Genomic DNA, 24,263 nt, shown 5'->3' on the forward strand with positions numbered 1-24,263 from the left:
CGAATGAACCTAGGCACGCTGCGGCCGTACGTAATCCGTCAGATGACGTACATCAGCCCTGCCGCTCCAAGGCGTCGCGTAGTGCGCCACGGCGGGTGATGCCGAGCTTGTGGAAGATCCGCTGGAGGTGGGTGGACACCGTTCGCGCCGAGACGAACAGTTGAGCGCCGATCTGCTTGTTGGTCAGCCCCGCGGCCGCCAGGTCGGCGACGGCTCGCTCCTGCGCGGTCAGCGGCGACGGCCCGGACCCGCTCGCCGCTCCCCCGGCGGCCCGCAGTTCGGCCTGCGCCCGCCGGGTCCAGGGATCGGCTCTCAGCTCGGCGAAAACTGTTGCGGCCGAAGTCAGATGAACTCGAGCCGCCGCGGTGGCGCGGTCGCGGCGCAGTTGTTCGCCGTAGAGCAGTTCGATGCGAGCTCGGTCGAAAATCCACCGCTCGGTGCCGGGCGTGGCCAGCGCCACCTCGAACAGCGATACCGCGTCCTCCGGATGCGCGAGCGCCCGTGCGGCCGCGGTGACCATGGCCAGTCGTGGCGAGAACTCTTCCAGCGCAGCCGCTTCGGCCGCATCGGCGTGGGCCCGCGCCTCGGCGAGTCGTCCGGTGCGCGCCGCCGCCTCGGTGAGGTCGAGCACCGTCCACAGCGCCTGCGGGGTGTGCCGCAGGAAGGTTCCGGGCGGGTTGATGGCCGCGGCGTGGCGGTAGGCGTCGGCGAAAGCGGAGGTGGCCAGGGCGTGCGCGCAACGAATGTGGGAGGCGTACTGGGCCAGCGCGAGCAGATTGCGTGGCGCGGCGAACATCAGCAACTGCTCGCTGATCCGCTCCATGGTGTCGATGTCACCCCGCGCCGCCGCGACCATGCCGCGCAGGAACTTCCCGGGCCCCGCGGTGGTCAGGTAGCCGAGGTCATCGCACAACCGCAGGCCCTCCTCGGTCACCTCGAGCAGGTGATCCCAACGGCCGCAGAAGTAGTCGTCGTTGCCGAGCAGGAACAGCGCATCGATGCCGCGGGCCACGGCACCCCCGTCACGACCATCGTCGATCACCCGCTGTAGCGGTTCCCGCACCCGCCAGATCCGATCCAGGTACGCGCCCGCCGTCGCGACCCGCACGATGTGCACCGGGTCGGCGGAGAACCGCAGCCCGTCCAGCGCGGAGTCCAAGTCCCCCAGCACCTTCGGACCGGTGTACACCGGATCCACGAACGGACCGCTCAGCAGCGTGAGGGTATCCGTCGGTTCCGGCATGACCGGTTCCATCGCGGCCGTGATCGCGGGCCACAGTTCCGCCCGCCCGCTGTAGAAGCCGATGTAGAGCAGCGTGTGCAACGCCTCCACCACGGTCTCCGGATCATCCTGCGCCGCATCGTCGTCGCGCAACGCTGCCAGCAGCAGGCGGCTCGCGGTCGCGACATCGCCTTCGGCATTGAGCAACTGGAACGCGGCGGCCAACGCCACCGCGAGTGACCGGCCTCCGGTCACGGATTCCGTTGTGGCACGTAGCAATCGGCCGGTATCGGAGAGATCGCCGGTCAGCAGCGAACCCAGATACGCCGCCCGCGCAGTCCGGCGCGCCCGGTCGGCGGCCGCCGGGGAGAGTTCGGCGGCCCGCAGCATGGTCGCGGCGGCGCGCACGCTGTCGCCGTCGTGCAACATCCGCTGCGACACCGCCTCGAGCAGACCCGCCACATCCTCGTCGACGCCGGTGGCCGCCTGCCCCAGATGCCAGGCCCGCCGCTGCGGTGACCGCGCGAACTTGTCGGCCAGCAGCAGATGCGCGGCCCGCCGCTCCGCACTCGTCGACAGCTCCACCACGGCCGACCGGATCAGCGGATGCCGGAACTCCAGGCGGCCCGTACCCGGATTGACCCGCACGATCCCCGCCCGTTCGGCAGGTGCCAGCGCGTCACCCCCGGCAGCGACCGGACCGGCATCCGCTCCGGCATGCTCATCCCCCACTCCGAGCGCGGTCGGATGCTGCGCCAACCCGTTCGAACTGTGTTCTGCGCCTGCGAGAACGAGGAGCAGCAGGGTTCGGCGGGTCTCTTCGGGCAGGGCCTCGAGGCGGGCCGCGAACAAGCGCTGGAGGCGTCGGGTCAGCGGCAGGACCTCCGGCAGACGGCCACCGGGACCGGGTGTTTCGAGGGCGATGGGTAGTTCGAGGAGGGCGAGGGGGTTGCCGCGCGCATCGGCGCGCAGGCGGCGTCGGATGGTGTCGGGCAGCGCGGGAAACTGGGATTCCAGGAGTTGTTCGGCGCTGTGGTCGTCGAGGGCCGCGACCTCGTGCACGCGGAATCCGCTGCGGGTGAACGCATCACCGGAGTCCGGGCGCACCGCGGCCAGGAGTCGGATGGGTGTGTCGTCCAGGCGGCGCAGCGCGAAGATCAGCGCCATGCTGCTGGACAGGTCGAGCCATTGGACATCGTCCATGACCAGCAGCACCGGAGTGCCCTGTGCGCGGGCCCAGATCCGTAGCAGCGCAAGCGTTGCCGCGCCCGCCAACAGGGTCGACGGCAGGCTGCCAGGCTCCGACCCCATGATCACCCGCATGGCCGCACGCCGGGGTGCGTCGAGTTCGTCGACGAAGCCGGTCATCGGCTGCAGGAGTTGATTGAGCGCCCCGAACTGCAGGTCGGCCTCGAATTCCAAGGCGGCGGCACGTAATACCCGCCACCCCCGCCCGTGCGCGGTCTCCGCCGCCGCATCCAGCAGCGCGGTCTTGCCGACCCCCGCCTCACCGCTCAACACCAGGACGGTCTCCGCGCCGCCCGCGAGGAACGCGGACATCACCTCGACCTCCACCGCACGCCCGAAAAGCATCCACCACCGCATTCGTCCCGACCCACACATCCTCGCGGTTCATTCTCACCACGCCGCGAATCCCGATGCGTCCGAAATGCCGAACTTCCGCGGAAGAGACGCCCGCCACTCCCATGCCCGACACGCACGAATGTGACGTTCGTCCAGTTCAACGACGGTATACCAATTGGTATATTAGAAATGTTTGCCGGGCGGGCCCGGACGTCCCGTCCACTCTCGATCGGCCCTGGCTGGACTACCTGGAGGGACGATGAACCACTTTCGAACGATGGTTGCCGGTGTGCTCGCGGGCGCGGCCCTGACCGTGCCCGCCGCCGCTGTGGGCGCGGGCGTCGCCGTCGCCGATATCCCCGATGCGTCGCAGTGCCAGACCGGTCAGCGGATGCCCACCGGCGACCCGCACACCTATGACTCCTGCATTCACGACGAATGGGGCAATCTCCGCCAGTGCCCCGCCTTCACCGTGGTGATCCAGGCCCCGGACGGCGACGTCCGCTGCATCCCGCAGTAACACCACCCGCTCAGCGCGGGCATGCCGACGGCAGGTCCCGGCCCGGATAGCGGGCGGCGAGCTGCGCATCGACGGTCTGGCGGGTCAACCGGCAGATGCGATCCAGCGCGTGATCTGGATTCAGATCCCAGATCCGCAGCACCCGTTGTCCCCCGCACCGACCAGGTATCCGCCACCCGGGCGATAGGCCAGATGCCATACCGCCGACACCGGCGGCGTGATGGACAGCCCCTCCTGCACCGGGCGCGCAGGATCGGTGAAGGCCCACAGCCGGACCGTGGCATCGGTGCCGCCGGTGGCGAGTTGCCCGCCGTCGGGGCTGATATCGACCGAGGACACCGACACGCTGCTCGCGGCGACCGGATCCCCCAGGGGCGCTATGTGTTTCGGGTCCGAGATGTCGAAGACCCGGATGGCGCCGGCCTCCCAGCCCGCGACGACGGTATGCCGATCGGGGGCGGCCGCCAGCCCCATGGCCGAGTAGTCCGCGCGGTCGGCGGCCACCTCACCGACGGGGCTGTGCGGGCCGTCGAGGGTACTGAAATCCCAGACGGCCAAGCGGTCGGTCAGGACGGTCAGCAGTTCCGAGCCGTGCACGGGCGCGATCTGGACACCGGAGGCGGACAGGTGATGCGAGGTGTCCGCAAGCGCGGGCCCACCGCGACGAACCGGGTCGGCAGGATTCGAATAGTCCCACAGCGTCATCGCGGGCGACGGCAACGGCGTCAGCGCGCCCAGCACCGAGCGCATGGAATCGAACGTGACCGCCGCGACACCCGGAAACTGGTGTACCGCAACCGGGTTGGCCGCATCGGTGATATCCAGCAGCGTCATGACGCCGTGCAGGATCAGCGCCACATAGCGGCCGTCGTGGCTGATGGCCGGAAATCCGGTGATCGGCACCGAGATCAGCGCGACATCGGGTTTGTCGATCCGGCCGATCGGGCGGGCCGCCTCCGGATCACTGATATCCCAGATGCGGGCGTCCGCGCCCGGCGACAGGGTGACCATGCGCTTGCCGTCGGCGCTGATCGCATTGCCCAGCGATTCGATCTGCCCGGCCTGCCCGGCCAGCACGGCACCCGGAAGCTCCCACTGCTGAATCACGCTGCCGGTCAACAGGATCGAAAGGTAGCGATGGTCGGGACTGAAGCGCAGCGCGGTCGGCACGGCCGTGCACTGCACATCGGCGGGGCAGCCGACCGAGCTGCCCGCCAGCGGCGAACCCAGCACCGACGGGTGCGCCGGATCCGCGAGATTCCACAGGGTGGTCCCGGAATTGGTGCTGGTGGCCAGGATCGTGCCGTCGGCGCTGAGCGCAACCCCTTGCAGGTAGAACACCGACCCGACCGGCAGCGGCGGCGCGACGGTCTGCGGCTGACCGCTGGAATCGACACGCAGGAAACGGATCTCGCTGTCCACGGGTCCCGACACGCCCTGCACCGTATTGTCGCCGAGCACCACCAGATCGTCGGTGGTGGTGAGCTTCATGTAGCCCGGCGACCGCGCCATTTCGGCATTGCGCCCGGTGCCGACGTCCCAGGCCAGCACGGTGTCCTCGGAGGCGAAGGTGTCGATCGTCTTGCGGGTCACCGTGACGAGGGTGTGGCCGTGGGCGGTGAAGGCCAGCGACTGCAGGCCACCGTCGAGCGGGATCCGGGTCGAAAGCAGCTTGGGCGCTGCATGATCCGTCAAATCCCACAGGGTCGCCTCCCCCGCATGCCCGACCGCGAGGGTGCGGCCGTCGGTCGAGAGCGCCAGGTGCGTGATCGGTGCACCGGTATCGACCTTCGCCACCGTCGCCGGGTGCTTCGGATCGGTGACCTCGTGGATGCGCAGCAAGTGATCGGAACCGCCCGACACCAGCAGCGCTCCGGCTCCGGTCAGCGCGGTCACCGGTCCGGCCGGTAGGGCGACGGCGGCCTGCGATCCCATACCGGTGGGGGTGTCGGCGGACCACAGCCGGATGGTGTGGTCGTCACCGGCGGTGGCCAGGACCCCGCCGTCGAAGTAGACGGCCCCGAGCACCGCGCCGCGATGATCGGTGAATGTCGCTGCCAGCGCGAGGTTTTGACTGCTCAGCAGCCGGGAGGCAACCCCGGCGTCGTCCGGGTGCATGCGATGCGCCAGCGCGGTCAGTTCCGCCGACAGGGTGGGGTCACTGTTCTGCAGCCGGTCGGCGTCGGTCAGCACCGATGCGAAGAACTGCTCGTCGCGCTGACGGTGTGCGGCATTGCTGGAGACGTAGCCGGTGAACGCGGCCACCAGCAGCACCACCAGCCCGATCGCCACCGCCGCCTGCACCACCAACAGCCGCTGCCGCGCCCGCACCGATTCGGAGACGAATTCGTCTGCGGCCGTGGCGAGCCCGCGCCGATGTTCCCGCGCCCGCGCCAGCCGCGTGCCTCGATACAGCAGTGCGGTACTGCGATCGGCGGCCACCCACTCCGCGGCATCGGCGGTGACGCGCTGGCGGGTGAGGTGGCCGTCGCGATCGGCGTCGATCCATTCGCGCAGCCGCGGCCAGACATCGATCACCACCTCGTGGGCCAGGGCGGCCCGGTCGGCGTCGAGGGTGATCAGCCGGGCGTGCGCGAGGATTTCCAGCGCCGTCACCGTCGCATCGGGATCGGTGGCGGCGGAAAGCAGTTCGTCCCGCGACACCTCGCGACGCGTGTCCCGGGTGCCCTGCCCGACCACCACCATCGCCAGCAGCAGCTCACGCGCCGCCGCCTGCTCCGCATCGTCCAAGCGCTGCCACGCGGCCTCGGCGGTAGCGGCGACCGACCCCGCCACCCCGCCCGCCTCCCGATACCCGGCCAGGGTGAGCCGAGCGCCGTCGCGGCGCGCCCAAACCTGTTGCAGCACATGGGAGAGCAGCGGCAGGTTCCCCGCACCCTCCGGCCCGGCCGGCCCACCGAGCCCGATCAACTCGGCGATGATCACCTCGACCAGCCCGCTCTCGGTCCGCAGCCCGGCCCGCCGCGCCGGTTCGAGCACCACGTCGGTGAGCTCGTCGCCCCGCATCGGCCCCAGCACATAGCTGCGCCTGGTGCACGGCTCGGCCAGCACCGGATGCTCGAGGCAGCGCGAGAAGAAGTCGGCGCGCACCCCTATCACCACGGTCGCACCCGCCTCGGCAGACCGCTGCAGCCGCTGCGGAAGCTCTTCCCGCCCAGCCGATTCCCCCGGCACGGCCGGTTCCCCCGAAGTCCCGGATCCAGCCTCGGCCCGGGCGAACCATTCCTCGAACTGATCCACGATCACCAACCGCCGCCTCCCGGATTCGGGGGTGGGCTGCGACGAATCCGGTACGGGCTGAACCGAATCGAGGATTGGTTCGGATGGGTAGTGGGATGGGGTGCCTCGTTCGATGTGCCAGTCTGCGCCGAGGGCTGGGACCAGTCCGGCTGCCAATAATGAGGACTTGCCCGCACCGGACGCTCCTACCAGGACGACGATTCCGCCACCGTCCGCGGCAGTGCGGCGCACCAGGTCGGCCAGTTCGGCGGTGGCTCGGGCGCGACCGAAGAAGCGGTCGGCGTCGGTGCTGGCGTAGGGGGCCAAGCCCAGGTAGGGACAGTGGGTGTCGGTGTCGGGGGTCCAGGCGGCGGTGTCGAGCCAGAGGTTCTGCCAGTACCGGACGGTGAGGAGCGGGCCGGTTCGGCCGTCGGCGTTGCGGGCCAGGTCGATGAGGGCGAGGACGACCGGGCGCAGGGATTCGAAGTGGGCGGGGATATTGTCGCCGCGCCGCCAGGCGCTGATGCGCTGCACGGTGATGGTGCCGCCGCGCTTGCCCGCGGCGCGTTCGCCGCGTACCTCACGCACGTGCTGGTTGGCCAGCCGCGCCACCCTTTCCAGGGTCGGATTGCCCGCGTGCGACCACAATTCACGCAGGGCGTCGGCGAAGGCCGCACGCGGCGTGGCCGCGCGATCTCGATCCACCACGTCCCCGGACATCGGACCTCCCCCGTGTCTTCGACACCGGCACAACACAATCCGGCCAAGACGATGATCCCGCGTCGGGCTCAGTTCGGGGTGAGTTCGGAGACCAGGCGACTGCCGGTGAGTTTGTAGTCCTCACCCACGAGCTCGTACATGCTGACGAACCCGTCGAGGTCGTCGCTGTCGTGATCGCCGCGCACGATCCAGAAGTGCGGGATGCCGAGCATTGAGTACACGCGCAGTTTGTCGATGGTCTCGCGCACCTGATCGGGCTGCCAGACGGCTTCGATCACCGCGAACAGCGCGGCGGGCGCGTGCGTGGTGCTGTGTTTGTCGGGCCGGTGGCCGGGCTGGAACACCACGCCGTCGGCAATGAAATTGTGCTGGCCGATATCGCCGCGTGCGAATCCGCTGTCGGCCACGTATTGGTCGCCCGCGATTTCGTAACCGTGCCCGCGCCAGAAGTCGAGCACCTGGAACACGATCCGGGAATACCAGAACGTGACGGGCATGAGGCTGAGCTCCAATCGGCCGGATCGCAATTCCCAGGCCCAGCCGCGCGGGACCGCCGGCAGGGTGTCGAATTCGGCCCGGGTGCGCACGCCGCTGCGGGGCAGGTCGAGCTGGTGGATGGCCGACCCCTTCCACGGTCCGGTGCCGATAAGACTGGAACACCCTAACCTCACTTCGCGCGCACGAGGCGTTCACCAGCACCTTTGCCGCTCAACCGGGCGATTCGGACAGAAAGGACATGGGGATCGGGCGGGCAAACATCGAGAGATCAAACAAGTGAGCGCACGCTCAGGGCAATTGACCAGTAGCTGATGAATTGCCAAGTGCGCCCGATGGTTACACCAAACCCCTTGTCACACATATCAACTCGGATAGCCCCGAGGTGACCAGTCACACAGCGCCGAAATACCCGTTCTGGTTGAACGGCCAACTCGCGGTCCGTAAAGTTACTCACTAGTTAGGCACGAAGGTGTTCCTACCTCGGCCCGACATTCTGCTAGGGGGCTAGCAATCACCGTCCGCATCCACCGACGCATGTCGGACGAACACCGTTGGGTACCAACAGGTTCGTTATTAAGGAGGGGACGATGGTTTCGTACATCGTCACGGGTGGCACCGGTTTCCTGGGCCGCCGCGTCGTCGCGGCACTGCTGCAGCGCGACCCGGAAGCCGTTGTCCACGCACTGACCCGCGAGGCGTCGGTCGCCAAGCTGCGCGAGATGGCCGACGGCTGGGGCGCCGCGGACCGGGTGTTCCCGCTGGTCGGCGATCTCGCCGCACCGGGATTGGGTCTCACCGGCGGCTACGCCGAGGCCCCGCGCGCCGATCACGTCATCCACCTGGGCGCGGTCTACGACATGACCGCCGACGAGGACGTCACCTACGCCGCCAATGTGGCGGGCACCCGCGCGGTCATCGACCTGGCGCTCGAACTCGGCGCGGTGCTGCACCACGTGTCCTCGGTCGCGGTCGCGGGCGATCACAAGGGCAAGTTCTTCGAGGACGATTTCGATCTGGGCCAGGGCCTGCACTCGCCCTACCACCGCACCAAGTTCGAGGCCGAGAAGATGGTGCGCGAGGCCACGGGCCTGCGCTGGCGGGTCTACCGCCCGGCCATCGTGGTCGGCGATTCCCGCACCGGCGAGATGGACAAGATCGACGGTCCCTACTACTTCTTCCCTGCCATCGCCGGGCTGGCGGCGCTGCCGTCGGAGCTGCCCATGCCGATCCCGGACCTGGGCGCCACCAATGTGGTTCCGGTCAACTTCGTGGTCGACGCCATGGTCGAGTTGATCGGCCGGCCGGGCCTGATTGGGCGGACCTTCCACCTGACCAATCCGACACCGCAGCCGTTCGCCGAGATCTACAACGCGCTGGCCCGCGCGGCCGGTGCACCGACCGCGATCGGCACCGTGCCGGGCTCGCACACCGCGCTGCACGCCCTGGGCGGGCTGCCGGGCGTCCCCGCGGTGCGCGATTTCCTGTTGGAGCGCTTCGGGATTCCGGCCGAGGTCGCCCCGCACACCTCGTTCGAATCGACCTTCGTCTCGGAGTCGACGCAGGCGCAGTTGCGCGGCACCGGCATCGAGGTTCCGGCGTTCGAGGATTACGCCGAGACGCTGTGGAACTACTGGCGGGCGAACCTGGATCCCGACCGCGCTCGTCGCAACGAAGGCGAACAGCTCGAGGGCCGCATCGTGCTGATCACCGGAGCGTCCACGGGCATCGGGCTGGCCACCGCGCACGCCGTGGCCCGCCGCGGCGCGACCGTGCTCATGGTGGCCCGCACCGAGGAGGACCTCGAGGCCGCAGCCGCCCAGGTGCGGGCGGAAAGCGGTGCCGCGCAGGCGTACGTCTGCGACATCACCGATGAGAAGTCGGTGGAGCTGCTGGTCAAGCAGGTGCTGGCCGATCACGGGCACGTCGACTACGTGGTCAACAACGCGGGCCGTTCGATCCGGCGTTCGGTGCTCAACTCCACCGACCGCATGCACGATTTCGAGCGGACCATGGCGGTCAACTACTTCGGCGCGGTGCGGTTGATCCTGGCGCTGCTGCCGTCCATGCGGGAGCGTCGCTTCGGGCACTTCGTGAACATCTCGTCGATCGCCGTGCAGACCAAGGTGCCGCGCTTCGCGGCGTACGTGGCCAGCAAATCGGCGCTGGACAACTTCAGCGAGATCGCCGCGGTCGAGAACGCCGACGCCGGAATCACGTTCACCTCGGTGCGTATGCCGCTGGTGCGCACCGCGATGATCGCGCCGACGGATCTGTACAAGTCGATCCCGGTGCACAGCACGGAGCAGGCCGCCGACATCGTGGTGCGGGCGCTCGAGCACCGGCCCAGCCGCATCGACACCCCGATCGGCACCTTCGCGCAGTTCGTGGACACGGTCATGCCGTCGGTGAAGCGGGCCATCCTGCACCAGGGCTTCCGCATGTTCGGTGAGTCCAAGGCCGCGCGCCCCGAGCACCCGGCTGCCGCCGAAACCGCTGCCGCCGAACCTGTTTCGGCCAAGGCGGAGTCCCGTAGCGCCCTGATGGCACTGGCCCCGATCGTGCAGCCCCTGATGGGCCTGCCCGCCCCGGCGGCGCGTTTCACCAACCGGATCCCCGGCCTGCACTGGTAATCCCCTCCCCCGCAACACAGTTCGGCCCGGCGTGGGACAGCACGCCGGGCCGAACCCGTTCGATACCCGCGGCCGGGGTGGGCAGGGGCCCCAAGTGCCCTGACGCCTGACGCCCCTTCCGGCCGCGAGTACCCGGACCCCGCCCTGGGGTTTCGGATGTGTCCGTTCGAAACCGCCCGAGGGCCGGGCCCTTTCCCCTCCCCGGGGTCAGAGGTGATCCGCGGCGAAGTTGGCCGCATCCACCAGGTCGCTGCCGTAGGCCACGTGGGCGTTGGCATCGACACCGGAGCCGCAGACGGGATCGCCTCCGGTGCACCAGTCTCCGGTGCGGCCGAGGAACTGGCCGGGGACCGTCCAGCCGAGGCCGCGCACGGGATCACCGAAGAGCAGGACCGCGGCGACGCGGCCGTCGATCCAGTCGGGCAGCTGCACGCGGCCCGGGTACCAGGACACCGCGCCGGTGCCGAGCGCCGCCTGCACGACCGCCGCGCCCTGCGAGTAGCCGACCAGCACGAACTGCTGGCCGGGGCAGGCGGCGGCCTGGGCGACCATGTGCCCCACCAGATCCGCGGTGCCCGCGCCGACATTGAAGCTGTAGTCGGCCGGGTAGTTCACGCGGTACGCGGTGGTCGACAGTGGTAACCGGTCCTGCAACATGCCGAATAATGGGTCGCCTATCTCGTCGCCGAGCCAGCCGGGTTCGCCTGTGCCCCTTGCCACTACGACGTCCACGGCGGAGCATCCGTCCGCGTGGGCCGTCGATGGTGGAATGAACACCGTCGCCGCGATGGTCACCATCGCCGCGAGACCCCATGCCGTACGCCATTTTCCAGGCAGCAGTACCTTCCGGTCGCCCATTGTCCTCACCTCACGTCGTTGTGAGAAGCCCGGTGACTCTTGTCATTGACTAGAGACTGATCACCGGGCTATGTGACCCAAGGTAGGAATGGTCCGGGCGGGCGGCAACGAATTCTACTGGAGAGTCACCTAATTGGTACCCAACCGTTTCATCATGAAACTTGTTATCTACGTGCAATTTTGGGGCTACGAAATGGCATCGGACGGGATTCGAAGCACACCGCGAACGCCGCGCAAAATGGAACTAGTTCTCATAGTGTGTTGGTATGGAACGACTTACCGGGCTCGACGCGAGCTTCCTCTATCTCGAAACAGACACCCAGCTGCTGCACGTCTGCGCAATGCTGATACTCGATCCCGCCGCCGAGGGGGTGAGCTACGAACACGAGGCCTTCAAGGCCGAGCTCGGGCGGCGACTGCACCTCATCCCCGTCATGACGCGGCGGCTACACAGCGTGCCGCTCAACCTCGATCATCCGGTGTGGGTGCGGGATTCGAACTTCGATCTCGACTACCACGTCCGGCGGCTGGCGCTGCCGCCCGGGGCGGGCGACGCGGGCCTGGCCGAATTGGCCGCTGACATCGCCGGACGTCCCCTCGACCGGAACCGGCCGCTGTGGGAGATGTGGGTCATCGAGGGCCTGCCGCACGGCAAGGTGGCGGTGGTCTCCAAGTACCACCACGCCATCGTGGACGGCATCACCGGCACCAACATGATGATGCACCTGTGCGATATGGCGCCCGGGGTCTCCTACATCCCGCCCGCACCCGAAACCGAGACGGCCGAAACCGAACCCAATGATCTTCAGCTCGCCGGTGAGGCGCTGCTGAAACTGCCGGGTCGGCTGGGAATGGTCGGCATGGTGCCCAAGACCGTCGGCATTCTGGGCGGTCTGGTGCAGCGGCGGCGCGAGAACGGCAGCCGCGGCATGCCCTTGCCGTTCACCGCGCCGCGCACCCCGTTCAATCGAGCTATCACCCCGCATCGCGCCATCTCCTTCGTGCAGACCGAGCTGTCGGATATCAAGGAGATAAAGACCGCCTTCGGCGTGAAGGTCAACGACGTGGTGCTGGCCGTGGTCGGCGGGGCGCTGCGCAGCTACCTCGAACTGCACGACGAGTTGCCCGAAAGCTCACTGGTGGCCTCGGTTCCGGTGTCCACGCACGAGACCTCGCGGCACGAGGAGGGCACCAACAAGGTGTCGACCATCTTCGCGCGGCTCTACACCGATATCGAGAATCCGGTGGCGCGGATGCTGGCCGTCGCCGAGGACAATCGCGGGGCCAAGGAGGAGCACAACCTGATCGGTGCGGACTTCCTGCAGGATTGGGCACAGTACGCCCCGCCCAACACCTTCCAACTGGCCGCGCGGGCGTACTCCTCGCTCAAGCTCGCCGAGCACCACCCGGTGGTGCACAACCTGGTGGTGTCGAACGTGCCGGGACCCAACTTCCCCATGTATTTCCTGGGGGTGCGGGTGGCGTCGATGTATCCATTCGGGCCGGTGTTCCACGGCGCGGGCCTGACCGCCACCGTCATCTCCAACAACGGCCACCTGGATTTCGGCTTCATCGCCTGCCGGGAACTGGTGCCGGATGTGGGCGCGATCGCCGACGCCGTCCCCGAGGTGATCACCGAACTGCTCAAGGCCGCCCGCGAAAAGGGCTGAGCTACAAGCGCTCCACCACCGATTGAACGGCCTCGAGGAACACCGGGACAAAGACGTCCGCCTCGAGTGCGCAGGCCGCGTGACCGGCCTTGGCGAGGAAGATCTCCGCTCCCGGAATCGCTTTCGCCATTTCCAGCTGACGGAAGACGGGCAATGCCCGATCCCGCGTGGTGATCACCACCGCCGTCGGCACTTTCAACGTCGAGATCCATTCCGACGAATCGAATTGCCCCAGCACCACGAGCGCCTGCGCGAGCGCCCAGCCACTGGTGGCCCGCAATTCCGCCATCGCCCAGCGATCCATCCGGCCCACCGGCCACGAGGATTCCGGCAGGGTGGGGAGTTTGTCGCGGCGCAGTTCCGCACGACGGAAAGACCATTCGGAGAACAGCGTTGCGGTGGCCGCCCAGCTGCGGTGGAAAGCCCGCTCGCGCCACTTCTCCTGGAAGCGGTAGGTGGTAGCGGCCAGCACCAGCCCGCCCACCCGTTCCGGATTGCGGTGCGCGACCAGTTGCGCGACCACGCCGCCCATGGAATAGCCCGCCAGGATGGGCCGTTCGACGCCCACCGCGTCGGCGACCACGACCACGTCATCGGCCAGATCGTCGAGATCGAAATGCTCGGAACGGATTCCGTGGCCGTGCCAGCGCTGGTCGAACAGCACCACCCGGTAGCGCTCGTTGAGTTCTTTCAGCGACGGGAACCAGTTGAGCATGGCGGTGGTGGCCATGCCGTGCAGCAGGAACACCACCGGTGCGTCCGGGGACGGGCCCGCCAGATCCACCACGTAGGTGCTGCCGCGACCGGGTAGCTCCACCATGTGCCCCTGCGGCACCTCGGTCAGTCGCGAGATGCGCGGGGACAGGCGTCGGCCGCGGCTGGGTGCGGCGGTGGGCGCGGTCGGATTCCAGCTGGGGTTCGTCATCGAAAGGCCTCCCGGCACACCGCTGCGGCGGTCGAAAATGGAACACGTTTCACTTGATGATGCCATACCGGGCCGGGAGGGGCCGGTTACGGCTTGCAGGGGGCAGGGGCAGCGACCACCGTGGTGACGACCACCGGCGCGGTCGGCGGGGGCGGGGTGGCGGGCGGCTCGGCCGGGATCTCGTAGAGGCGAATTCCGGTGTGGCGCAATTGACCCGGGGTGATGGTGACGCCGGAGATGAAGGCGGCGTGGCCGTAGACGTCGGTCACCTCGGCGGTGAAGGGTCCGGGGCCTGCGCCGGAAATGCTCCAGTAGTTGTCGTTGCCGCGCCGCAGCGGCAGGTAGTCGCCGCCGGAATCCGGCTTCAAGGAGACTTGCGCAATGGGATTCCCGGTGCCGGAGAACAGGATTCCGATCCAGCTTACCGAGGAGCTCGGCTCCACACGGTACACCAGTTCCGGGGCCGGATTGGGGTCGCGGACCGCGCCGATGCGGACCTGCGCGACACCGTCGGTGGTGTTGGCGATCGCCTCGAAAGCCGAACGGCTCAAATCGTATTGGTTGGGGCCGCAGCCGGGGCAGCGGTCGACAACCTCGGCGCGGACGCTGCCGAGTGGGCCGTCGATGTCGACGTAGGAGCCACACGGGGCGGAACCGTTGTATTGACCGGTCGGGACGCCGACGTAGTAGCCGTCCAGCGGCAGATCCGGCAGCGAGCAGGCCACGCCCTGACTGAAGGCGTAGAAGCGGGCCTCGCCCGGTTGGGGCGCGGGTTGCGACTCCGGGGGCTGAATCTGCTGGGGAGTAACCGAACTCGGGGCCGGTGCGGCGGGAAGCGTGATAACGGTTGTGCTGGGTGTGGCGGCATTGCAGCTGAGTGACTGCGGGCGGATCCACCAGGTGGCCAGCCCCACCACCACCGCTCCCGCTAGGATCGTCCACAACCACGGCCTGCCAGAATGGATCTCTTCGAGCCCCGTGCGGTGCATGGCTGCTCCCCAACCCTCCGAATTGTGTTTGCTGAAGCGATGCTGCCCGTCACATCAGGAAAGCAGTCGCCGCCGTTACGGCGGGCTCGAATCGGAAACTCGGACTGAAAAACACGGCGTGTTGGCGGTGTGTCATGGATGTAGAACCGGCGGCGGCTCCGCCTCGTATGTCCTGGTGTCCACCCCTATCGCGCCCGCGGATGTCGGCCCGCCCCAGGAGAGTTCCGCCATGGCCCAGCTCGCACCCTTCTACCGGCAGGTGCAATCGCACTACGACCTGTCCGACGATTTCTACGCCCTGTTCCTCGACCCCTCCATGACCTACAGTTGCGCGTTCTTCGAGCGCGCGAGCATGAGCCTGGAGGAGGCGCAGCAGGCCAAGATCGACCTGGCACTCGGCAAACTCGGGCTGGAGCCGGGGATGACGCTGCTCGATGTCGGCTGCGGCTGGGGGTCGACCATGATCCGCGCGGTGCTCACCTACGGAGTACGTGTCATCGGACTCACCTTGAGCCGCAACCAGTTCGACCATGTCAACCGTCAGCTGCGGGAGCTCGGCGTCACCGAAGCCGAAGTGCGCCTACAGGGTTGGGAGGAATTCGACGGCACCGCCGACCGCATCGTGAGCATCGGCGCGTTCGAGCACTTCCGCAAGGAACGCTATCCGGCGTTCTTCGCCCGCTGCCACCGTCTGCTGCCGTCCGACGGGCGCATGCTGCTGCACTCCATCATCGGCCGCACCCTGGCCGAGTTGCGCGCCAACGACATTCCCGTCACCCGCGCGGACGCGCTGTTCCACATCTTCATGAAGCGCGAGATCTTCCCCGGCGGCCAACTCCCCCAGCCCGACACCGTCACCGGCAATGCCGAACCCGCCGGATTCCGCACCACCCGCATCCAATCCCTGCGCCCCCACTACGCCCGCACCCTCGACCTGTGGGCCGAGGCCCTGCAAGCCCATCACACCGAAGCCGTCCGCCTCACCTCCGAGGAGGTCTACCAGCGCTACCTGAAGTACCTCACCGGGTGCGCCCACTACTTCCGCGCCGGGCACCTCGACGTCATGCAGTTCACGCTGCAGAAGTAGGCACCGGGGCCGAGACGATCATTGGGCTCGCTCGAAGACGAAGAGGTCGCGGCCGCCGAAAGGCAGTGGTAGTCGATCCGGCTCGAAGGCGATCTCGCGCAAGCCCGCCGCCTGTGCAGCGGTGCGTACGTCGTCGCGGGTCAGGACCCGGCGCGCGTGCAAGGCCACGCCCGTCGCCATGCCCGAGTCGATGAGCCCGACCAGCCGCGAGGCCTGGAATGCCAAGCGGCCGAGCACGAATCCGCGCACCACGAGTGCCGCGCGGCCGAGCGCTCCGCCGGTGGTGGACTGCAACACGAGCACCCGCGGCGCGACCCGTGCCGCCTCGGCGAGAACGGCCGTCGGATCGGCCGGGAACTGCAGCACGTGCAGGACCACCGCCGCGCCGAACGCGTTATCCGCGAACGGCAGTACTCCGTCCGCACACAACATCGGTCCGACTCCGACCACGTGCATATCCACAACGTCGGTCTCGACCACCTCCACCCCGGCGACGCGGCGTAGCGCGTCGGCATTGTGACCGGTCCCCGACCCCACGTCCAGCACCCGGCCGCCATCCGGCAGATGCCGCCGAATCCGCCCCGCGATCCGAAGCGCCCGCTCCCACGCCGATCGCCCTCCCATCGCCCGAACATAGCACCGCCCGGCGACCGTCCAGTCCACCCGCGGAGCCTCGCGAACTCGGTGAGATCTGCCACTGAACGGCCCCGGAGATCTGTGGTACGGAAATGTTCCGGCTTTGTATCTACACAATGTGGGGCGCGGTTCCAAATCGTCACCGGTGGAAGTCGATTCCGATCGTCGATCACGTCGTGTAGCTGCGCCCGCGATACCATTCGCACCCTTATCTCGGCCACTGACATCTTGTGCCAATGCCGTTTACGCAACCGTCCACGCTCGTTAACTGGAAAGGAACACGAGCGCAGGTCAGCGGGTCAGGGACGGCTTCCGGAGATCCTTCGATGGGTGACGAAACACACTGAGCTGCACAGTTGTTCGACACCGATCCAGATTGACACCGCGCCCCCGCGACGCTAGCGTGTCGCCATAACGTTGCCGGTCAGATGACCAGCAGCGCAGAAGGGTCGGGAAAGTTTCTCGTGAACGGTTTTTCCACACGGCCAGCGTTTTCCAAGGCCGATATCACTTCATTCGACAGCAAGGCAATTCCGTCGGTAATTGCCGCCGTCGTAATCGATGAACTCATTCGCAATGGCGTGAAATGGTTTGTCTATTGCCCGGGTTCGCGCAACGGTCCCTTGGGATTCGAACTCGCGCGTCGTGCGCGGTCCGGTGAAATCAATTTCCAGGTCCGGCTCGACGAGCGTTCGGCGGCCTTCGTGGCACTGGGTATCACCAAGGCGAGCGGGCAGCCCGCGGCGGTCGTGACAACCTCCGGCACCGCGGTCTCCAACCTGCTGCCCGCCGTCACCGAGGCGAACTACTCCGATCTGCCGCTGGTGCTCGTCACCGCCAATCGGCCGCCCGAGGTGCTCGGCACCGGGGCATCGCAGACCGTCGAGCAGACCGCGCTGCTCACCTCGCAGACCCGGCACGTGCAGCAGGTCTGGTCCGGCGAGTCGTTCGGGCCCGAGGCGAACGGCATCCTCCGCTCGCAGGTGTGCCGCGCCCTGGGCATCGGGACCGGGCGGCTGCTCGGGCGTCCCGGCCCGGTGCAGCTCGACGTCCCGCTGTCGTCCGGCCTGCCGCCGAGCGGCGAAATCGATTGTCCCGCCGGGCGATCCGACAATGCCCCGTGGATCCGCATGCCCGATGTGGCGCGTTCACGCACGAGCGGCACCGAGACGATCGACCTGCGCCGCCCGACCCTGATCATCGCCGGTGACGGCACCGATCCCGCCGCCCTGCCGCCGCGGCTGCCCGTCATGGCCGAGCCGACCGTCGACCTCGGTGACCGCAAGCGCCTGCACCCCTGGGTGCTCGACTACGTCGACCCCGAGCAGGTCGTGATTTACGGCCGCCCGACCCTGCACCGCAATGTCGGACGGCTGCTGGCCCGCGACGGCGTGCGCGCCGTACTGGCCGGTGGCCCCGGCGACTGGGTGTACGCCGCGCCCGATATCGAAGTGCTGTCCGGCAATCCGCAGTTCCACGGCGAAGCCGTCCCGGCATGGACCGAGGAACTAGAGCTCGCCGACGGCATCGTGCGCGGGCAGTGGACCCGGGTCATGAACGAGACCGCCGATCGTCGCATCGGCCTCGGGGTCGCCCGCGCGGTACTCGCCGGGCTGCAGTCCGGTGATGTGTTGTGGCTGGGTGCGTCCAATCCGATCCGCGATGTGTCGCTGGCGGGTGTGGTGCCCGCCGGTGTGCGGGTGCTGTCCAATCGTGGCGTCGCCGGGATCGACGGGAATGTGAGCGCCGCGATCGGCGCCGCGCTCTCCGCGCCCGATCGCACGGTGGTCGCACTGCTGGGCGATCTGACCTTCGCCTACGACGCCTCGGGATTGCAGAGCGGCCGGCTCGAGCAGGTGCCCGACAATCTGATCCTGGTGGTGTCCAACGATTCCGGCGGCGGCATCTTCGAACTGCTCGAGCAGGGCGACGCCCGCTATCGGCAGGAGCCGTACGGCGACACCTTCGAACGGATCTACGGAACCCCGCAGCGCGTCGACATCGCGCAGCTGTGTGGTGCTTACGGTGTCGCGCACCGCCGCGTCGAGCTCGGCGATCTCGGGATCGCGCTGCGGCAGGAGCGCTTCGCGCAACGCCTGTCCGTGCTCGAAATCCCGGTCGCGCGAACGTCTTTACGCGATGTGCACGCCACCGCTCGGCAGGCGGTCGACGCCGCCTTCGCCTCGACCTCGTTCGAGACCACCGACACCGCCGACGCCGCCCTCGAACTGGAATTGCAGTCCCCAGAACTCTCCGGAAACCTCGAATACTCCTGATGCCGAACACCATGACTTCGATTCCGCTGACGCCGCTGCTCGTCCCGGACGAGCCGGACGTCGCCGTCGCGACCCTGCAAGACGCCCTCGAGGCGGTCCACCGCGGCGATCGCGCCATTGCCCCGATCACCGAGCCCGGCCAGGCGGCCGGGCTGCCCGAGCAGGTTCCGGCCGGGACCGCCGCGGTGCTGTCGACCTCCGGTTCCAGCGGCGTACCGAAGCGAACCGTATTGTCCCGCAGAGCCTTACGCGCCTCGGCCACGGCCACCTCGGAGCGGCTCGGCGGCGCGGGCGACTGGCTGCTGTGCCTGCCCGCCGGATTCGTGGCGGGCTTCCAGGTGATCTCGCGGGCGGTGCTCGGCGGCACCCGGGTCGCGACGCTGCGCGGCGGCCACTTCGATCCGGCCGGGTTCGCCGCCGCCGCGCGGCGCATGCCCGCCGGCCGCCGCTACACCTCGCTGGTGCCGACCCAGGTCTCGCGCCTGCTCGCCGACCCCGAATCCCGTGACGCGCTGGCGCTTTTCGACACCGTGCTGATCGGCGGGGCGCGCCTGGACGAGGCGACCGATCGCCGCCTGCGGGAGGTGACCGACGCCGTGGTGACCTACGGGATGACCGAGACGTGCGGCGGCTGCGTCTACGACGGGGTCCCACTGCGCGGGGTCGAGGTGCGCATCGTGGACGACATCATCCACATCGGTGGTGAGGTGGTCGCCGACGGTTATCTGGAATCGCCTGCCGACCAACCCTTCTACGCCGAAGGCGATGCCCGCTGGTACCGCACCGCCGACCGGGGACGGTTCACCGACGGCGTACTGGTACCGACCGGCCGCATCGACGACCTGATCAACACCGGCGGGGTCAAGGTCTCCGCGGTCGCGATCGAAGCGGCCCTCGCCGAGGAACCCGGCATCGCGTCCGTTGTGGTCATGGGTGTCCCCGACCCCGAATGGGGCGAACTCGTCGGCGCATATGTCGTTCCGCGGCACGGTGTTCCGCTACCGGACCAGGAGCTGCTGCGCGAGCGCGTGCGCCAGCGGCTGGGCCGCGCCGCGGTCCCCAAGCGCTTCATTCTCGGCAGCGAACTGCCGCTGCTGCCCAACGCCAAAATCGATCGCCGCGCCGTCCACGCCCGGCTGACAACCGGAACGGAGCATGCGCATGCGTGAACCCGTGCGATTTCGCCTCAGCGGCGCCAACGGCCCGGTGGGCCTCGAGGGCCCGCTGATCTGCTACCACAGCCTCGCCGAAGCCGAGGCCGCGGTTCGCGCGGGCAACTACGGCAATGTCGTCGCCGGGTCCATCCCGTTCGACGACGACGGTGCCAATCATTCGCTGTACCTGGGCTGGCGCACCGCCGACCGGCACGGCGGCGACGCGAAGGCCAACGCGGCCGCCCGTTTTCGCGCCGACATCGACTTCAACGACACCTCGATCGCGAACTATCTGCGGCTGATCGACGACGCCCTGTCGCTGCTGCGGTCACCGGACGCGGCGCTCGAGAAGATCGTCATCGCGCGCTCGGAGCGCTACTTCTACGACGGCGCGGTGGACCCGGTCGGGCTCTTCGAGCGGATCGCGGCGCTGTACCCGAACGCGCGCAGCTACTTCGTCGAACATCTCGAGCATCCGGGCATCTACACGATGGGCGCGAGCCCGGAGTTGTTCCTGCGCAAGACCGGCTACACGATCACCATGACGCCCTTGGCCGGTACCGTCGCACGCGACACCCGGCTGCCCGAATCCGAGGATCGGGCGCGCGCCAAGGCGTTGATGTTCGACGAGAAGTACCTGGCCGAGCATCGGCATCTGGTCGACTTCATGGTCAAGGGTCTGGCCCCGTTCTGCGCGGACCTCGACTACCCGGACGAGCCCGAGCTGGTGACCGCGCCTGGCCTGTGGCACCTGGGCACCCCCATCACCGCGCGGCTGCTCGATCACGAAACGCCGGTCGCTGACCTGGTCGCGACGCTGCATCCCTCCCCCGCCGTCTGCGGCGTCCCGCAGGAGGAGGCCCGGCGCATGATCGCGAGCTACGAATCGGCGCGGGAGTACTACGGCGGACTGGTCGGCTGGCTCGACGCCGAGGGCGACTGCGAATTCCATATGGCGCTGCGCGGTCTCGAACTCGATTCGCACCGTGGGCATCTGACGCTACGGGCAGGCGGCGGCGTGGTCTCGCGCAGCCGCATCGACACCGAGTTCGCCGAGACCTCCGCCAAACTCGCCACCATGCGCCGGGTGCTGGGGATCCCCCGATGAGCCCGCGCGACGCGGTCATCGTCGCGGCGGTGCGCACTCCGGTCGGACGCGGCAAGCCGGGCGGCGCGCTCGACGGCGTGCACCCGGTGGATCTGATGGCACACAGTCTGCGCGCGGTCGTGGCCGAGGCGGGCATCGAACCCGGGCTCGTCGACGAGGTGATCGGCGGCGTGGTCAGCCAGGTGGGTGAGCAGGCCACCAATGTCACCCGGCGCGCGGCGTTGGCGGCCGGACTACCGGAGTCGGTGCCCGCCAGCACCATCGACCGTCAGTGCAGCGCGAGTCAGCAGGCGTTGCGCTTCGCCGCGCACGCGGTGATCGCGGGCGACTGTGAGCTGGTGATCGCGGCCGGGGTGGAATCGGTGAGCCGGATTCCCATGGGCACCAGCCTGCTCGACGCCGACAACCTCACCGGCTCGGCGTTCCTGGAACGGTATCCGCAGGGCGTGCCCTGGCAGGGCATCAGCGCCGAACTCATCACCGCGCGTTGGGGATTCAGCCGAGCCCAGCTCGACGATTACGCGCTGGAGAGTCACCGCCGCGCCGCCGAGGCCACCAAGAACGGCCTGTTCGACGCCGAACTGACGCCGCCGATCAATCAGCTCGCCCTCGACGAGGCCATCCGATTCGACGCCAGCGCAACGGGTCTCGGCGCGCTTCCCGCCGCCTTCCGCAACGAGGCGATCGCGGCCCGCTTCCCCGAGATCCGATGGCACATCACGGCGGGCAATGCCAGCCAGCTCGGTGACGGCAGCGCCGCGGTCATGGTGACCACCAGCGAGAACGCCCGGCGGCTCGGCTTGACGCCGCTGGCCCGCATCCGCAGCCACATCGCTGTCGGCGACGACCCGTTCCTCATGCTGACCGCGGTCATCCCCGCGACCGAGAAGGTGTTGAAGCACAGTGGACTTCAACTCTCCGACATCGATCTGCTCGAGGTCAACGAGGCGTACTCCAGCGTCGTGCTGGCCTGGGCGAAGGAAACCGGGGCCGACCTGAGCAAGGTCAATGTGCACGGCGGCGCGATTTCCCTGGGTCACCCCCTCGGCGCGAGCGGCGTCCGCATCACCGCCACCCTGCTGCACGCCATGCGGGAACGTGGAGCCCGCTACGGCCTGCAGACCATGTGCGAATCCGGCGGCCAGGCCAATGCGATGATCCTGGAGACACTCTGACATTCAGGTCGGAGCGAGGGCGGTGCGTAGGAACGCGACGGACTGTTCGCGGACGCGGTCCTGGGTGAGTCCGTCGGAGCCCGCACGCAGGGCCGACAGCAGGGCCGAGACCAGCACCGAGAGCAGCACTTCGCCCGCGATATGCGGGTCCAGGTCGGGGGCGAGGTAGCCCGCGGCGATGCCGTGCCGGATGCGTTGCACCGACTGCGCGCCGTAGTCGCGGGCATTGTGCATGCAGCGCTGCAACACTCGATCGTCGATGGCGGAGGCTTCCAGCAGGAAGAAGTTCACCAGGCCGGGCTCGGTGGCGACCAGGTCGTAGCAGCGGTCGATGACGCGGCCGTAGCGGGCGCAGAAGGCTTCGAGGGAGGCGGGCGGATCGTCGCCCTCCGGGCCCAGCACCCGGTCACGCAGCAGGGTGAAGGAGTGGTCGATGACGGCGTCGAGGATGTCGCGTTTGTTGGTGAAGTAGTTGTAGAAGGTGCCGTGGCTGACCCCGGCTGCGGTGGCGATATCGTCCACGCCGATACCGCGGAAGCCGCGGGTCATCACCAATTCGTAGGCCGCCGCGATCAATTCGTCGCGGCGGCGCTCGGTGCGGGTCCGGCCGCCAGCGGCCGCAGCGTCTTCTCCACCAGATCGAACGCCACGGTCATGCTGCGCGCGCGGATGGCCGGAGTGCCCGCGCCCAGCAGCTCCCGCATGATCCACGGACCGACCAGGGTGAGGATGATGTGCCCCAGCACCTCCGGGTCGATATCGGGACGGATCCAACCTTCCTCCATGCCACGTGTCAGTTCCCCCGTGATCAACAATGCCGTCATCGCCTCCAGTCCGAAGAGACGATGCGAGAGTTCGGGATCGATGGCCCCCGCCTCCACCACCAGCAGCCGCAACACCCGCGGCTCCCGCTCCAGCAGCACGTAGAGCCGCTCCACCGCCCCACGCACCGCCGCCACCAGCTCACCGACGTCGCCCGAGGCCCCGAACACCCGGTGCAACTCCATGGCGTCGGTGACCTTGCCGACACCGAGATCGATGACGTGGTCCAGGATTTCGCGCTTACTGCCGAAATACCGGTAGACGGTGCCCTGGCCGATGCCCGCGCGGGCGGCGACCTGGGAGATGGCGGTGGCCTCGTAGCCGTTGGCGGTGAAAACCTCGAAGGCCGCTTCGATGATCTGCTGCCGCCGCCGCGACGGCAGCTCGGCCTGGCGCGGACGCCCGATCCGTCCCGAGCTTATTTCGCGGCCCCGCTCTTCGCGCCGACATCCTTGGGACCGTAATCGGTGACCACCCAGTCGCCGCCGTCCTTGGCCACCGTCAGCACCAGCAGGTTGGGCACCGTCGCCGGATCCTGCTGCTGCACGTTCTGGGTCTTCTGGGTGGCGTAGACGGTGACCGTGTACTGGTCGTTGCCCTTGGCCTCCACCGAGGTGCCGACCACGTCACCGGTCGCCACCACCTGGGCATCGGTCATGATCTTGGCGAGGGTGTCGTGGACCTGGGTGTAGCGGCCGCGCAAGGCATCCGAGGTGCCGCGCTGCACGCCGTCGAAGAAGGCCGGCAGGTTGCGGTAGTCGTAGGTCAGCGAGCGCAGGGTGTACTCCTTGGCGATCTCGGCGGCCCGATCCCGGTCGGACTGACTGGATTTCAGGGCGTCGTAGTCGCCGGACGAGTTGTGCCAGAACACCCCGAACACCACGGCCACGATCGCGAACAGCGCGGCGGCAGCGGCGGCGAACGGGAAGGCACGCTCGCCGAAGCTCTTGGCGGGCAACGGCTTCGGGACCACTATCGGCCCGGCGTCGAACTTCGGGACGGCAACTGGCTCGGCGTCGGATTTCGGGGCCGCGATCGGCTCGGCATCGACGTAGGCCGCCGGCTCGGCCGGCACCGGCGGCTGCGGGATCGCTTCGGTGACCTGCTCGATGGTGTCGGTCTCACTCATGACGGTCTCACTCATGAAAT

Annotated in this window: 20 protein-coding genes and 1 pseudogene; 8 read left to right on the top strand and 13 right to left on the bottom strand. The window is 68.4% G+C overall.

The features are described 5' to 3' along the window. Positions 1 to 52: 52 nt before the first annotated feature. A complete protein-coding gene (locus tag ACYVN4_RS19955) occupies positions 53 to 2,815 on the bottom strand; it encodes an AAA family ATPase (RefSeq protein ID WP_460723266.1) in 2,763 nt (920 codons plus the stop codon). A gap of 250 nt (positions 2,816 to 3,065) precedes the next feature. Between ACYVN4_RS19955 and ACYVN4_RS19960 the strand changes: the two genes are divergently transcribed. Further along, positions 3,066 to 3,326 carry a hypothetical protein gene (locus ACYVN4_RS19960; RefSeq protein WP_460723268.1) on the top strand — a complete coding sequence of 87 codons (261 nt, stop codon included), beginning with the start codon at positions 3,066 to 3,068 and terminating at the stop codon, positions 3,324 to 3,326. A 10-nt stretch (positions 3,327 to 3,336) separates the two neighbouring features. Here the strand turns inward: ACYVN4_RS19960 and ACYVN4_RS19965 are convergent, their stop codons facing one another. The 3 genes from ACYVN4_RS19965 to ACYVN4_RS19975 form a co-directional block, all read right to left on the bottom strand. After that, positions 3,337 to 3,468 carry a hypothetical protein gene (locus tag ACYVN4_RS19965; RefSeq protein ID WP_460723270.1) on the bottom strand — a complete coding sequence of 44 codons (132 nt, stop codon included), beginning with the start codon at positions 3,466 to 3,468 and terminating at the stop codon, positions 3,337 to 3,339. Further along, on the bottom strand, positions 3,447 to 7,286 hold the full coding sequence (locus ACYVN4_RS19970) for an nSTAND1 domain-containing NTPase (RefSeq protein ID WP_460723272.1): 3,840 nt from the start codon (positions 7,284 to 7,286) through the stop codon (positions 3,447 to 3,449). Before ACYVN4_RS19970 ends, ACYVN4_RS19965 begins: the two co-directional genes overlap by 22 nt. Before the next feature lie 68 nt (positions 7,287 to 7,354). Next, complete coding sequence (locus tag ACYVN4_RS19975) at positions 7,355 to 7,957, bottom strand: Uma2 family endonuclease (protein ID WP_460723274.1); 603 nt, start codon at positions 7,955 to 7,957, stop codon at positions 7,355 to 7,357. A gap of 414 nt (positions 7,958 to 8,371) precedes the next feature. Here ACYVN4_RS19975 and ACYVN4_RS19980 point away from each other — a divergent pair, with 414 nt between their 5' ends. Beyond that, on the top strand, positions 8,372 to 10,414 hold the full coding sequence (locus ACYVN4_RS19980; protein ID WP_460723276.1) for an SDR family oxidoreductase: 2,043 nt from the start codon (positions 8,372 to 8,374) through the stop codon (positions 10,412 to 10,414). A 207-nt stretch (positions 10,415 to 10,621) separates the two neighbouring features. On the opposite strand, the gene ACYVN4_RS19985 is transcribed toward ACYVN4_RS19980, so the two are convergent. Further along, positions 10,622 to 11,272 (bottom strand): cutinase family protein, encoded by a 651-nt coding sequence (locus ACYVN4_RS19985; RefSeq protein ID WP_460723278.1) that lies wholly within the window; start codon positions 11,270 to 11,272, stop codon positions 10,622 to 10,624. A 266-nt stretch (positions 11,273 to 11,538) separates the two neighbouring features. Between ACYVN4_RS19985 and ACYVN4_RS19990 the strand changes: the two genes are divergently transcribed. Beyond that, positions 11,539 to 12,942: a WS/DGAT/MGAT family O-acyltransferase gene (locus ACYVN4_RS19990; protein WP_460723280.1), complete on the top strand. Its 1,404-nt coding sequence runs from the start codon at positions 11,539 to 11,541 to the stop codon at positions 12,940 to 12,942. 1 nt (position 12,943) lies between these two features. On the opposite strand, the gene ACYVN4_RS19995 is transcribed toward ACYVN4_RS19990, so the two are convergent. Both ACYVN4_RS19995 and ACYVN4_RS20000 read right to left on the bottom strand, forming a co-directional pair. After that, complete coding sequence (locus tag ACYVN4_RS19995) at positions 12,944 to 13,867, bottom strand: alpha/beta fold hydrolase (protein WP_460723282.1); 924 nt, start codon at positions 13,865 to 13,867, stop codon at positions 12,944 to 12,946. An 86-nt stretch (positions 13,868 to 13,953) separates the two neighbouring features. Continuing rightward, a complete protein-coding gene (locus ACYVN4_RS20000; protein WP_460723284.1) occupies positions 13,954 to 14,811 on the bottom strand; it encodes an expansin EXLX1 family cellulose-binding protein in 858 nt (285 codons plus the stop codon). Positions 14,812 to 15,085: 274 nt separating this feature from the next. Here ACYVN4_RS20000 and ACYVN4_RS20005 point away from each other — a divergent pair, with 274 nt between their 5' ends. After that, positions 15,086 to 15,943, top strand: coding sequence for a cyclopropane mycolic acid synthase family methyltransferase (locus ACYVN4_RS20005; RefSeq protein ID WP_460724046.1), 858 nt, complete (start codon positions 15,086 to 15,088; stop codon positions 15,941 to 15,943). Between the two features lie 18 nt (positions 15,944 to 15,961). Here ACYVN4_RS20005 and ACYVN4_RS20010 read toward each other — a convergent pair whose 3' ends face one another. Then, on the bottom strand, positions 15,962 to 16,567 hold the full coding sequence (locus tag ACYVN4_RS20010; protein ID WP_460723286.1) for a class I SAM-dependent methyltransferase: 606 nt from the start codon (positions 16,565 to 16,567) through the stop codon (positions 15,962 to 15,964). Between the two features lie 436 nt (positions 16,568 to 17,003). Continuing rightward, positions 17,004 to 17,150, bottom strand: coding sequence for a hypothetical protein (locus ACYVN4_RS20015; RefSeq protein ID WP_460723288.1), 147 nt, complete (start codon positions 17,148 to 17,150; stop codon positions 17,004 to 17,006). A 10-nt stretch (positions 17,151 to 17,160) separates the two neighbouring features. Between ACYVN4_RS20015 and menD the strand changes: the two genes are divergently transcribed. From menD to ACYVN4_RS20035, 4 genes are read left to right on the top strand one after another with little or no spacing between them, the layout of a single operon-like run. Then, the gene (gene menD, locus ACYVN4_RS20020; protein ID WP_460723290.1) at positions 17,161 to 18,855 is read left to right on the top strand and encodes a 2-succinyl-5-enolpyruvyl-6-hydroxy-3-cyclohexene-1-carboxylic-acid synthase; all 1,695 of its coding nucleotides are present in this window, start codon (positions 17,161 to 17,163) and stop codon (positions 18,853 to 18,855) included. Beyond that, positions 18,855 to 20,024 (top strand): AMP-binding protein, encoded by a 1,170-nt coding sequence (locus ACYVN4_RS20025; RefSeq protein ID WP_460723292.1) that lies wholly within the window; start codon positions 18,855 to 18,857, stop codon positions 20,022 to 20,024. Before menD ends, ACYVN4_RS20025 begins: the two co-directional genes overlap by 1 nt. Then, entirely contained in the window at positions 20,017 to 21,117 is a 1,101-nt protein-coding gene (locus tag ACYVN4_RS20030) for an isochorismate synthase (RefSeq protein ID WP_460723294.1), read from the top strand. The genes ACYVN4_RS20025 and ACYVN4_RS20030 overlap by 8 nt, the downstream gene beginning before the upstream one ends. After that, complete coding sequence (locus ACYVN4_RS20035) at positions 21,114 to 22,292, top strand: thiolase family protein (protein ID WP_460723296.1); 1,179 nt, start codon at positions 21,114 to 21,116, stop codon at positions 22,290 to 22,292. Before ACYVN4_RS20030 ends, ACYVN4_RS20035 begins: the two co-directional genes overlap by 4 nt. Before the next feature lie 3 nt (positions 22,293 to 22,295). Here ACYVN4_RS20035 and ACYVN4_RS20040 read toward each other — a convergent pair whose 3' ends face one another. The 4 genes and pseudogenes from ACYVN4_RS20040 to ACYVN4_RS20055 form a co-directional block, all read right to left on the bottom strand. Further along, the gene (locus ACYVN4_RS20040; RefSeq protein ID WP_460723298.1) at positions 22,296 to 22,841 is read right to left on the bottom strand and encodes a TetR/AcrR family transcriptional regulator; all 546 of its coding nucleotides are present in this window, start codon (positions 22,839 to 22,841) and stop codon (positions 22,296 to 22,298) included. A 23-nt stretch (positions 22,842 to 22,864) separates the two neighbouring features. Beyond that, positions 22,865 to 23,299 carry a hypothetical protein gene (locus tag ACYVN4_RS20045; RefSeq protein ID WP_460723300.1) on the bottom strand — a complete coding sequence of 145 codons (435 nt, stop codon included), beginning with the start codon at positions 23,297 to 23,299 and terminating at the stop codon, positions 22,865 to 22,867. 48 nt (positions 23,300 to 23,347) lie between these two features. Next, positions 23,348 to 23,593 (bottom strand): annotated as a pseudogene (locus ACYVN4_RS20050) (helix-turn-helix domain-containing protein); the annotation flags it as partial. After that, on the bottom strand, positions 23,533 to 24,258 hold the full coding sequence (locus ACYVN4_RS20055) for a hypothetical protein (protein WP_460723302.1): 726 nt from the start codon (positions 24,256 to 24,258) through the stop codon (positions 23,533 to 23,535). The pseudogene ACYVN4_RS20050 and the gene ACYVN4_RS20055, both read right to left, overlap by 61 nt. Positions 24,259 to 24,263 lie beyond the last annotated feature (5 nt).

Source organism: Nocardia heshunensis, from assembly GCF_054782115.1.

Bases quoted from the DNA above. Each gene is read 5' to 3' on its own strand.
- ACYVN4_RS19955 (WP_460723266.1), bottom strand. From the start codon at position 2,815: ATGCTTTTCGGGCGTGCGGTGGAGGTCGAGGTGATGTCCGCGTTCCTC.
- ACYVN4_RS19960 (WP_460723268.1), top strand. From the start codon at position 3,066: ATGAACCACTTTCGAACGATGGTTGCCGGTGTGCTCGCGGGCGCGGCC.
- ACYVN4_RS19970 (WP_460723272.1), bottom strand. From the start codon at position 7,286: ATGTCCGGGGACGTGGTGGATCGAGATCGCGCGGCCACGCCGCGTGCG.
- ACYVN4_RS19980 (WP_460723276.1), top strand. From the start codon at position 8,372: ATGGTTTCGTACATCGTCACGGGTGGCACCGGTTTCCTGGGCCGCCGC.
- ACYVN4_RS19985 (WP_460723278.1), bottom strand. From the start codon at position 11,272: ATGGGCGACCGGAAGGTACTGCTGCCTGGAAAATGGCGTACGGCATGG.
- ACYVN4_RS19990 (WP_460723280.1), top strand. From the start codon at position 11,539: ATGGAACGACTTACCGGGCTCGACGCGAGCTTCCTCTATCTCGAAACA.
- ACYVN4_RS19995 (WP_460723282.1), bottom strand. From the start codon at position 13,867: ATGACGAACCCCAGCTGGAATCCGACCGCGCCCACCGCCGCACCCAGC.
- ACYVN4_RS20005 (WP_460724046.1), top strand. From the start codon at position 15,086: ATGGCCCAGCTCGCACCCTTCTACCGGCAGGTGCAATCGCACTACGAC.
- ACYVN4_RS20010 (WP_460723286.1), bottom strand. From the start codon at position 16,567: ATGGGAGGGCGATCGGCGTGGGAGCGGGCGCTTCGGATCGCGGGGCGG.
- ACYVN4_RS20015 (WP_460723288.1), bottom strand. From the start codon at position 17,150: ATGAGTTCATCGATTACGACGGCGGCAATTACCGACGGAATTGCCTTG.
- ACYVN4_RS20025 (WP_460723292.1), top strand. From the start codon at position 18,855: ATGCCGAACACCATGACTTCGATTCCGCTGACGCCGCTGCTCGTCCCG.
- ACYVN4_RS20030 (WP_460723294.1), top strand. From the start codon at position 20,017: ATGCGTGAACCCGTGCGATTTCGCCTCAGCGGCGCCAACGGCCCGGTG.
- ACYVN4_RS20035 (WP_460723296.1), top strand. From the start codon at position 21,114: ATGAGCCCGCGCGACGCGGTCATCGTCGCGGCGGTGCGCACTCCGGTC.
- ACYVN4_RS20040 (WP_460723298.1), bottom strand. From the start codon at position 22,841: ATGACCCGCGGCTTCCGCGGTATCGGCGTGGACGATATCGCCACCGCA.
- ACYVN4_RS20045 (WP_460723300.1), bottom strand. From the start codon at position 23,299: ATGGAGTTGCACCGGGTGTTCGGGGCCTCGGGCGACGTCGGTGAGCTG.
- ACYVN4_RS20055 (WP_460723302.1), bottom strand. From the start codon at position 24,258: ATGAGTGAGACCGTCATGAGTGAGACCGACACCATCGAGCAGGTCACC.